This window comes from Clostridium brassicae (assembly GCF_026738875.1).
Classification (GTDB): domain Bacteria; phylum Bacillota; class Clostridia; order Clostridiales; family Clostridiaceae; genus Clostridium_H; species Clostridium_H brassicae.
Map to the genome: position 1 here is coordinate 1 of NZ_JAPQFJ010000040.1, position 9,704 is coordinate 9,704.

The 9,704-nt window shown below is 31.3% G+C and carries 11 protein-coding genes, 3 tRNA genes and 1 other RNA gene; all 15 read left to right on the top strand.

Annotated elements, in window-relative coordinates:
- The first annotated feature begins 206 nt into the window (after positions 1-206).
- The 15 genes from OW729_RS18815 (at position 207) to OW729_RS18885 (ending at position 9,180) form a co-directional block, all read left to right on the top strand.
- Positions 207-283, top strand: a tRNA-Arg gene (locus OW729_RS18815).
- A gap of 148 nt (positions 284-431) precedes the next feature.
- Positions 432-911: a hypothetical protein gene (locus OW729_RS18820; protein ID WP_268063082.1), complete on the top strand. Its 480-nt coding sequence runs from the start codon at positions 432-434 to the stop codon at positions 909-911.
- 41 nt (positions 912-952) lie between these two features.
- The gene (locus OW729_RS18825; protein WP_268063083.1) at positions 953-1,393 is read left to right on the top strand and encodes a nucleoside deaminase; all 441 of its coding nucleotides are present in this window, start codon (positions 953-955) and stop codon (positions 1,391-1,393) included.
- Positions 1,394-1,483: 90 nt separating this feature from the next.
- Positions 1,484-1,575 (top strand) — tRNA-Ser (locus tag OW729_RS18830).
- Positions 1,576-1,594: 19 nt separating this feature from the next.
- Positions 1,595-1,924 (top strand): DUF1904 domain-containing protein, encoded by a 330-nt coding sequence (locus OW729_RS18835; protein WP_268063084.1) that lies wholly within the window; start codon positions 1,595-1,597, stop codon positions 1,922-1,924.
- A gap of 225 nt (positions 1,925-2,149) precedes the next feature.
- Positions 2,150-2,239, top strand: a tRNA-Ser gene (locus OW729_RS18840).
- Between the two features lie 3 nt (positions 2,240-2,242).
- Positions 2,243-2,507, top strand: an RNA gene (gene ffs, locus OW729_RS18845) — signal recognition particle sRNA large type.
- A gap of 198 nt (positions 2,508-2,705) precedes the next feature.
- On the top strand, positions 2,706-4,343 hold the full coding sequence (gene dnaX, locus OW729_RS18850; protein WP_268063085.1) for a DNA polymerase III subunit gamma/tau: 1,638 nt from the start codon (positions 2,706-2,708) through the stop codon (positions 4,341-4,343).
- A 160-nt stretch (positions 4,344-4,503) separates the two neighbouring features.
- A complete protein-coding gene (locus tag OW729_RS18855) occupies positions 4,504-4,845 on the top strand; it encodes a YbaB/EbfC family nucleoid-associated protein (protein WP_268063086.1) in 342 nt (113 codons plus the stop codon).
- Between the two features lie 18 nt (positions 4,846-4,863).
- Positions 4,864-5,460, top strand: coding sequence for a recombination mediator RecR (recR, locus tag OW729_RS18860; protein WP_268063087.1), 597 nt, complete (start codon positions 4,864-4,866; stop codon positions 5,458-5,460).
- A 146-nt stretch (positions 5,461-5,606) separates the two neighbouring features.
- On the top strand, positions 5,607-5,861 hold the full coding sequence (locus OW729_RS18865) for a pro-sigmaK processing inhibitor BofA family protein (RefSeq protein ID WP_268063088.1): 255 nt from the start codon (positions 5,607-5,609) through the stop codon (positions 5,859-5,861).
- Between the two features lie 272 nt (positions 5,862-6,133).
- Positions 6,134-6,718 (top strand): 2-oxoacid:acceptor oxidoreductase family protein, encoded by a 585-nt coding sequence (locus OW729_RS18870; protein ID WP_268063089.1) that lies wholly within the window; start codon positions 6,134-6,136, stop codon positions 6,716-6,718.
- Positions 6,711-7,010, top strand: coding sequence for a 4Fe-4S binding protein (locus OW729_RS18875; protein WP_268063090.1), 300 nt, complete (start codon positions 6,711-6,713; stop codon positions 7,008-7,010). Before OW729_RS18870 ends, OW729_RS18875 begins: the two co-directional genes overlap by 8 nt.
- Before the next feature lie 16 nt (positions 7,011-7,026).
- Positions 7,027-8,217 (top strand): pyruvate ferredoxin oxidoreductase, encoded by a 1,191-nt coding sequence (porA, locus tag OW729_RS18880; RefSeq protein WP_268063091.1) that lies wholly within the window; start codon positions 7,027-7,029, stop codon positions 8,215-8,217.
- Between the two features lie 12 nt (positions 8,218-8,229).
- A complete protein-coding gene (locus OW729_RS18885) occupies positions 8,230-9,180 on the top strand; it encodes a thiamine pyrophosphate-dependent enzyme (RefSeq protein ID WP_268063092.1) in 951 nt (316 codons plus the stop codon).
- The last annotated feature ends 524 nt before the right edge of the window (positions 9,181-9,704 follow it).

Genomic DNA, 9,704 nt, shown 5'->3' on the forward strand with positions numbered 1-9,704 from the left:
TCTTAAAGCAACCTTTCTCAGTATGTCCACCTCATTTCAAGTTATGAGGTTTATTGTATACTAAAATTTATATTTGGGACATAATCACATGTGTTATATTAAGACATTATCATATATCAATCAGAAATAATAACCAAAAAAATGACATATATATTGACATTAATTTAAAAGTGCAATAAAATTAATAATAGTTTAAAATTTAATAAGCATTCGTAGCTCAGCAGGATAGAGCGTCCCCCTCCTAAGGGGAAGGCCGGGGGTTCGAATCCCTTCGAGTGCACCATTAGTATAACCTATGACATTTTTGGTCATAGGTTATACTAATTTAAATAAAAATAACACATTAATTTCTTAAATAGTATATTAAAGCTAAATTTGTTAAAAGTATAGATTGAGAAGTAAACAGTGCCCAATAAAGGAGGATTACTATAGTGGCATATAATGTTATTGATATAATAGATAAACTAAATTTTCTAAAAAGAAAGGTTAAGGACATATATATAGACATTTATTCTTCTAATCCAGATGATTATAGATGTAAAATAGTTTGTAAGACTCTTGTTAAGCATCAAGACAAACATATTAATTATTATAATAAAATAAAGAGAAACTTAACAAATAAGCAATTAGATGAAATCGATTTTGCTATATACGATAAAATTTCATTTTTAATAGATAAATATAAGAATAGTATATATTTAATTGATGAAGATCATAAAAGTATTAAAGATATTTTAAAATTAGCATTGAAGTATGAAAATGAGAATAAAGGTCTTATTATAGATATACAAGGAAGATTAGTAAAGAAAGAGAAGGATACTAAGACCGTTACATATAATGTGTTATCAGAAATACTTAAAAAGGAACAAATGTACATATATGATTTAACAAAAATTTTACAAGACTACTAATTACAAGGGATTTCATTAACTAGAAGTAAGAGGTATAAGCTATGAATAAGAGGTTTATGGAGATAGCACTAGAAGAAGCAAAAGTTGCGGAGCTTTTAGGAGAAGTTCCTGTAGGAGCTGTTATTGTTAAAAATGGAGATGTTATTTCTACTGCACATAATTTAAGAGAAACATTAAAAGATCCAATGGCTCATGCAGAAGTAATAGCTATAAAAAGAGCTTCAGAGACTTTAAATAATTGGAGATTAAATGAATGTGAGATGTATGTTACCTTAGAACCGTGTCCTATGTGTGCAGGCGCTATACTACAGTCAAGAATAAGAAGACTTTATATAGGCACTTTTGATCCAGTTGCAGGAGCATGTGGAACAAATATAAACATACTTCAGAATAATGCTTTAAATAGTTTTATAGAAATTAATTGGGTATACGATGAAAGATGTAGCGATATAATTATAGATTTTTTTAAAAAAAGGAGATAATTCATAAATAAATCTAATAAAGTTATGTTCAAGTTTAATTTATGATATAATATATTAGTAAATTAGTATATGTCTTTATGTGAGATGAGAGGAGAGATGGCCGAGAGGTTTAAGGCGGTGGTCTCGAAAATCACTATACCTGAAAAATGGTATCAGGGGTTCAAATCCCCTTCTCTCCGCCAAAGGAAAGGAGCTAATAAAATGCCACAGATAAAAATTAGAGGAATGAAAATTCAAAGTATTTGTAATATGAGCAAAGATTTAGTTGATGAACTCCAAAAAGTTTTAGATTGCCCTAGAGACTATTTTACTATTGAGCATATAAATTCTATTTTTATTATGGATGGTAAAGAGATTGATGATGGGTATCCATTTGTAGAAGTTGCTTGGTTTGATAGAGGACAAGAAATACAAGATAAGGTTGCTAAAATAGTCACTAATAAAGTACAGGAGCAAGGATATAATAGTTTAGATATAATGTTTACTGTGTTTAAAGAAAATAGTTACTATGAGAACGGAGAGCATTTTTAATAATTAGATATGTCTATTATATAAAATAATTATGTGGAAAATTTCTTATAATATTATATAGGAATTTAATTAATAGAATCATTTTATTTGTATAAGTGGTTTTAGCTCACTGATGTAGAATATTATAATAAAATAGTAAATCAATTCTAGATATAAATAGCTTGAAATATATATGAATAGATAGTATAATAAGTCTTGCTAATAAAACATAATAATAATTATTATGGAGAGATGTCCGAGTGGTTGAAGGAGCACGCCTGGAACGCGTGTGTAGGGGAAACTCTACCGAGGGTTCGAATCCCTCTTTCTCCGCCAGAGTCGTGCTAGACGGGAAGTTAGCGGTGTCCTGTTACCTGCAATCCGCTATAGCAGGGTTGAATTCCCCGTTTAGGCTTTAGAATGTGAGGTCTGGCCTATATAAGTGGCGTTGAGAATTGGGCCCCACGCAACGGAAACTCATGAACTCCGTCAGATCCGGAAGGAAGCAGCGGTAAGTGAGATCTTCCGTGTGCCGTGGGTAAACCTGATTTGAGTTAACTGTATAGGTAACGCTCATATTCTACTGTCGATGCGGGGTGCACGATTTCATTATAAAGTGAGTAAGATGCTTTTAGGCATCTTTTTTTTATATTAATTTTAAAAGTTAATTTCAGATATATATGGTTATGATATAATTATTTATAAAATACTTTGTATTTAATTAATTATGGGAAATTAAGAATTTTTTAAAACATATCCTAAAATTAATATTTAAGATACTAAAAGGTAAGAGGTGTTTTAAGTGGCATACACTGCTTTATATAGGGAATGGAGACCAAAGACTTTTAATGAGGTTGTAGGGCAAGCGCACGTTACTACAACAATAAAAAATCAAATAAAAAATAGTAGAATAGCTCATGCTTATCTTTTATGTGGAACAAGGGGAACGGGAAAGACATCTACAGCAAAAATTTTCTCTAAGGCTGTAAATTGCCTTAATCCTCAAGATGGTGAACCATGTAATGAATGTGATATGTGCAAGAAAATAAATGCAGGGTTGGCTATAGATGTATCAGAAATGGATGCTGCATCTCACAATAAAGTAGATGATATAAGAGATCTTATAGAGGAAGTAAAGTATCCACCAAGAGAAGGAAAATATAAGGTTTATATAATGGATGAAGCGCATATGCTAACTCAAGGTGCAGTAAATGCTTTCTTAAAGACTTTAGAAGAACCACCTGAAAAAGTAATTTTTATATTAGCAACTACAGATCCTCAAAAATTACCTATAACTATTTTATCTAGGTGTCAAAGGTTTGATTTTAAAAGAATTAAAAGTGAGGATATATTTGAGAGGCTAATTGAAATAACAACAGAACAGGAAGTGTCAGTTGACAATAAAAGTCTTAAGCTTATTAGTAGAATGTCAGATGGAGCTATGAGAGATGCATTAAGTATACTTGATCAAGCCATATCTATGGGTAATGGAAAAATAAATTATGATCAGGTAATTAATATGCTGGGTCTTGTTACAAATGAAAATTTACTTAGATTAACAGACATGATTATTGAGAAAGATGTGGAAGAATCTATAAAAATAGTAGATGACATAGTTTATGGTGGAAAAGATATAAACTTATTTATAAAAGATATGATACACCATATGAGAAATCTTATGATGGTTAAGGTAAGCCAGAATCCCGAAGATATACTTGATATGTCAGAAGAAAATATAGAATTAGTAAAACAGCAAAGCAGTAAAATAAGAGTAGAAGAAATAATGCGATCTATTAGAATACTTCAGGAAGCTGAAGAGCAATCTAAATGGAGTAAGCAAGGAAGAGTATATTTGGAGCTAGCTATAATAAAAATGTGTAAAATAGAGTATGATACATCTAAAGAAGTTATATTGGCTAGAATAAATAGAATTGAGAATATGCTTAAATCAGGAAACATAGAGGTAAAAGAAAAACCTAACGTTAATAAAATTCATGAAAAAAATAATAAAGATTCTATACTCATAGATAAGAATAAAAAAGATATACGTACTGATGAAAATTATTGTGAAAGTAGTGTAGAAGAAAATATAGATTCTAAATTAACAGTTGAAGATGTTAAAAAATCGTGGAAGGATATTTTAGAAATAATAAAGTCACGAAGACATATGGTGCTATATGCTTCATTAGTTACAGGAAAAGTAGAGTCTTGTATAAATGGAGTAATTGAAATTAAATATGATGAAGAGTACTCATTTAATATAAACAGATTGAAAAAAGAAGAAAATAGAAAGATAGTTGAAGATATTTTTTCTAATGCACTAAAGGAAAAGATCAGAATAAAATATACTGTAGATAGAAATGAAGATACTGAAAAATCACCACAAGAAATTCTAAAAGAGACTTTTGGAGAAGAATTAGTAGAAATAATTGATGAATAAAATTATAGATGGTAAAATATTAAAAGACTAAGACAAATCACAACAATTATTTATAAAGTAAACCTAAAGTTGTGCTGTTCTTATCCAATATCTATAAAATAGATATTGTGGTTAGAGTAAGCTATACATTTAAAAAATCAGTTAATTAGGAGGTAATTTTATGGCAAAAGGCGGATTCCCTGGAATGGGCGGAATGAATATGAATAACTTAATGAAACAAGCACAAAAAATGCAACAAGATATGGAAAAAATGCAAGCTGAATTGGAAGAAAAAGAATTTTCAGCAACAGCAGGCGGTGGAGTTGTTAAGGTTACAGTAAATGGTAAAAAACAAATATTAGATGTAGAAATAGATCCAGAAGCAGTAGATCCAGATGATGTTGAAATGCTTCAAGATCTAATTATAACAGCATGTAATCAAGCATTACAAACTGCTGATCAAGAAACAAGTAATCAGATGAAAAAGCTTACAGGGGGATTAAACTTACCTGGAATGTTCTAGTTAATAGAGGTGAAAGTTTTGGAGTTTTATCCAGTATCTATAGAAAAATTAATTGAAGAGTTTGCCAAACTACCTGGAATAGGATATAAGACAGCTCAAAGACTTACATTACATGTACTAAATCTACCAGGGGATGAGGTTAATGAATTTGCACAAGCTTTAGTAAAAGCCAAAGGGACAATAAAATACTGTTCTATATGTGGTAATTATACGGATACTGATCCTTGTGCTATTTGTTCTAATCCAAATAGGGATAACAGTATTATATGTGTAGTTGAACAGCCTAAAGATATTATGTCCGTTGAAAAGATAAAAGAGTATAATGGAGTTTATCACGTACTTCATGGTGTTATATCACCTATGTCTGGGAAAGGACCTGATGATATAAGATTAAAGGAGCTTATTAGAAGAATAGGTGGAGAGATTAAAGAGATAATAGTTGCAACTAATCCTAATGTAGAGGGGGAAGCTACAGCTATGTATATCTCAAAGATAATAAAGCCTCTTGGTGTAAAGGTAACAAGGATTGCTCATGGTATTCCTGTTGGTGGAGATTTAGAATATGCTGATGAGGTCACCTTATCTAAAGCTTTAGAAGGTAGGATAGAACTTTAATATAAAGCTTCCAATTTATAATTGGAGGCTTTATTTATACAAATTTAATCTAATGGTATATAAAGGCTTTATAAATTAATAAATATAAATATAAATATAAAATAAAAAATAATTATATAAATATTTAAAATTTTGGAGGTATAGATATGGAATATGTTGCTTATTTTCTAGTAGCAATACTATTATTATTTCTATTAGTTAAGATTTTAGCATGGCCGTTAAAGATTTTTTTAAAGCTGGTTATAAATGGCATAATGGGAACAGTTTTGTTAATAGTGTTTAATTTATTAGGCCAGTATTTAGGGTTTACCATAGGAATAAACGTATGGACAGCATTAATTGCCGGTTTTTTTGGTGTCCCGGGGGTTGTGTTTTTAATTATATTTAAAGTACTATTATAAAGAAAAAATGAGAAAAGAAAAGTATTTCGTGTAAAATTATGTTTTATCTTGACATCCGTAATAGTAATCTGTTACAATCTATTTGTGTAACTGTTATAGTCAGAAAACGTTCTGAGTAGAGGAAAATTTATCCTGTTACAATAAAATCATTAGACTCTAGTATATAACACAAACGTTTTCAGATAACTGTTATATAATAACGAGTAAAATTTATATAGTCAAGCAACAATGTATTAAATTTTTTTATAAGATGAAGGGAGGAAAAATCAACAATGGAGAGAAAATTAGTAGAAATTCGTTGGCATGGTCGTGGTGGACAAGGTGCTAAAACCGCATCACTACTATTAGCTGAAGTTGCATTTAACACTGGAATGTACATTCAAGGTTTTCCTGAATACGGTCCAGAAAGAATGGGTGCTCCAATAACTGCTTATAATAGAATATCTAACCAAGAATTAAGAGTACACAGTAACATTTATGAACCAGATTTTGTTGTTGTTGTAGATGAAACATTATTAAAATCTGTACCTTGTACAGCTGGACTAAAAAAAGAAGGTGCTATAATAATCAACACTAAAAAATCACCTGACGAAATAAGGCCAGAATTAAAAGGATATGAAGGAAATGTTTATACAATAGATGCTAAAGGTATTTCAGAAGAAATATTAGGAGCAAACTTCCCTAACACTCCAATGCTTGCTGCAGTAGTTAAAGTAAGTGGAGTATTAGAAGAAGGACAATTTGTATCAGATATGCAAAATTCATTTAACCATAAATTTGCTAACAAACCACATGTTATTCCAAAGAATATGGAAGCTCTAAAGAGATCTCTTCAGGAGGTGCAAGGAATTGAGTAAAAGAATGAATATAACTCCAGATAGTAAATGGAAAGAATATCCAATAGGCGGAGAAGTTCTAGATGCAGGTAATGCAGCAGACTTCAAAACTGGAGATTGGAGATCAATGAAACCAGTATGGCACGAAGATAAATGTAAACATTGCATGTTTTGTTGGGCTGTTTGTCCAGACATGTCAATAAAAGTTGAAAACGGAAAAATGGTAGGAATCGACTTTGATTTCTGTAAAGGCTGTGGAGTTTGTACAGCTCAATGTAAATTCGGCGCATTAGATTTCGTGTTGGAAGAATAGGAAAGGAGGAACTAAAATGGCAAAGGCAGAACAAATAAGAAAGAGTTTAAGTGGTAATGAAGCAGTTGCAGCAGCTATGATGCAAATCAACCCTGATGTAATGGCAGCATTCCCTATAACACCTTCAACAGAGGTACCACAATATTTTTCATCATTTAAAGCAAATGGATTATGTACAAGTGAATTTGTACCAGTAGAATCAGAGCATAGTGCTATAAGTGCTTGTATCGGGGCTTCTGCAGCTGGAGCTAGAGTTTTCACTGCAACATCTGCAAATGGATTAGCTCTTATGCATGAAATGTTATATATAGCAGCAGGAGATAGACTTCCACTTGTTATTGCTACAGTTAACAGAGCTTTATCAGCTCCAATCAACATACACAATGACCACTCAGATTCAATGGGTGAAAGAGATACTGGATTTATCCAAATCTATGCTGAAAGTGTTCAAGAAGCATACGATAACTTCATTCAAACTGTAAGAGTTACTGAACATCCTGATGTTATGACTCCAGCATTAGTTTGTTATGATGGATTTATCACATCTCACGCTGTAGAAAACTTCTATACAATGAAAAATGAAGACGTTCAATCATTTGTTGGAGAAAACAAAAGAACTGGAGACGGTCTTCTTGGAAAAGAAAATAAATTAATAGGTGCATTAGCACTTCAAAATGTTTATATAGAAATGAAAAGACAACAATTAGAAGGATTAATGAATTCTAAGAAAGTATTCTTAGATGTAGCTAAAGAATTCGAAGAATTAACTGGAAGAAAATACGGATTATTCGAAGAATACAAATTAGACGATGCTGAGTATGCTGTAATTATAATCGGATCATCAGCTGGAACAGCTAAGAGATGCGTTGATGATTTAAGAGCAAAAGGCGTTAAAGCAGGTCTTATTAAAATAAGATTATTCAGACCATTCCCAGGTGAAGAAATAGCTGAAGCTCTTAAAAATGTTAAAGCTGTAGCTATAATGGATAAAGCTGAAGGAATGTCTGGAAACGGTGGTCCATTATTCACAGATGTTGTAAGTTCATTATATGGAAGAGTTGATAACAAGATTATCATGAGCTATATATATGGATTAGGTGGAAGAGACGTTAAAGTAAGCAGTATAGCAAAAGTATACGATGCTTTACAAAAAGCTACTGAAACTGGAAAATACGAAAGATATAATTATCTAGAAGTAAGAGAATAGGAGGTGCTGTAGATGGCAACATTAAAGGATATAACTAATGTTCAAGATAGAATAACTGGTGGACACAGAATGTGTGCTGGTTGTGGTGCTCCAATGATCGTAAAATGGGTTTTAAAAGCTATTAAAGAAGAAGATCAAGCGGTAATTTCAAACGCAACAGGATGTCTTGAAGTTTCACTTGGAGTTTACCCATATAGTGCATGGAAAGATTCATATATCCACACAGCTTTTGAATGTGCATCTGCTACAGGAAGTGGTGTAGAAGCTGCATATAAAGCATTAAAAGCAAGAGGTAAAGTTAAAGATAACTATAAATTCATAACATTTGGTGGAGACGGTGGTACTTATGATATAGGATTCCAATCTCTATCAGGAGCTATGGAAAGAGGCCATGATATGCTTTATGTTTGTTATGACAACGGAGCATACATGAATACTGGTATCCAAAGATCATCTGCCAGTCCTGCAGGAGCAGATACAACTACAACTCCTCAAGGAAAATGTTCTTTAGGTAAAGAACAATATAGAAAAGACTTAACAAAAATAATGGTAGGACATCATTTACCATATGTAGCTCAAACTGTTCCTGTAATACCTGGAACTAAATACACTATGGATTTATACAATAAATCTGTTAGAGCTATAAATGAATTCAAAGGTGCTACATTCATGAACGTATTAGCTCCATGTCCAAGAGGATGGAGATGTGATACTGCTACTGAACTTGATTTAGTAAAATTAGCTGTAGAAACTTGTTGGTGGCCAATATATGAAGTTGTTAATGGTGAGTACAAATTAAGCTATAAACCAGCTAACAAACTTCCTATAGAAGAATGGTTAAAACCACAAGGAAGATTCAAACACCTTTTCAAAACTGAAGAAGGAAAAGCTAAAATTGCTGCAATCCAAGCTGAAGTTGATAAGAGATGGGAAGAATTATTATTCCTTTGCGGAGAAAAATAATATAATTATATACAAAAGACTGTTGATTATAAATCAACAGTCTTTTTATATGCTATCAAAGCTTTTATAGGTAAATGTGACTTAGTTAAAGTAAGGGGTAGTTAAAGCATATATACAATACGATTAACAAATACTTATCCAGGTGTATCTACATGAGAAAAATGTAAAAAAACAGAGAAAAATATACATTAGAATAATATATTTATTAAAAATAGAAATCTAAATATAAAGTGATATTTAAAATTTATGATAATATAAATCTTGTCTTAACGGCAGGTATGCACAAAAAATAGTTTTATGTATATTAAAAAGTTAAGATGATGAAAAACTTTTTTAAATTTTATTGACAAGTTTAAAAAAGCATGATATACTAAGTAAGCTGTCGAAGTTAATCGACAAGAAATGGTCTTTGAAAATTAAACAGAAGTTGATATAAAGTCAGTCAATTGAATTGAGTAAAGATTAAACTTTTAAATTGAGAGTTTGATCCTGGCTCAGGACGAACGCTGGCGGCGTGCCTAACA

What these genes read in the sequence shown, in the direction of transcription:
- OW729_RS18825 (WP_268063083.1), top strand. Translation starts at nt 953, where the DNA reads ATGAATAAGAGGTTTATGGAGATAGCACTAGAAGAAGCAAAAGTTGCG.
- OW729_RS18835 (WP_268063084.1), top strand. Translation starts at nt 1,595, where the DNA reads ATGCCACAGATAAAAATTAGAGGAATGAAAATTCAAAGTATTTGTAAT.
- OW729_RS18855 (WP_268063086.1), top strand. Translation starts at nt 4,504, where the DNA reads ATGGCAAAAGGCGGATTCCCTGGAATGGGCGGAATGAATATGAATAAC.
- OW729_RS18865 (WP_268063088.1), top strand. Translation starts at nt 5,607, where the DNA reads ATGGAATATGTTGCTTATTTTCTAGTAGCAATACTATTATTATTTCTA.
- OW729_RS18870 (WP_268063089.1), top strand. Translation starts at nt 6,134, where the DNA reads ATGGAGAGAAAATTAGTAGAAATTCGTTGGCATGGTCGTGGTGGACAA.
- porA (WP_268063091.1), top strand. Translation starts at nt 7,027, where the DNA reads ATGGCAAAGGCAGAACAAATAAGAAAGAGTTTAAGTGGTAATGAAGCA.
- OW729_RS18885 (WP_268063092.1), top strand. Translation starts at nt 8,230, where the DNA reads ATGGCAACATTAAAGGATATAACTAATGTTCAAGATAGAATAACTGGT.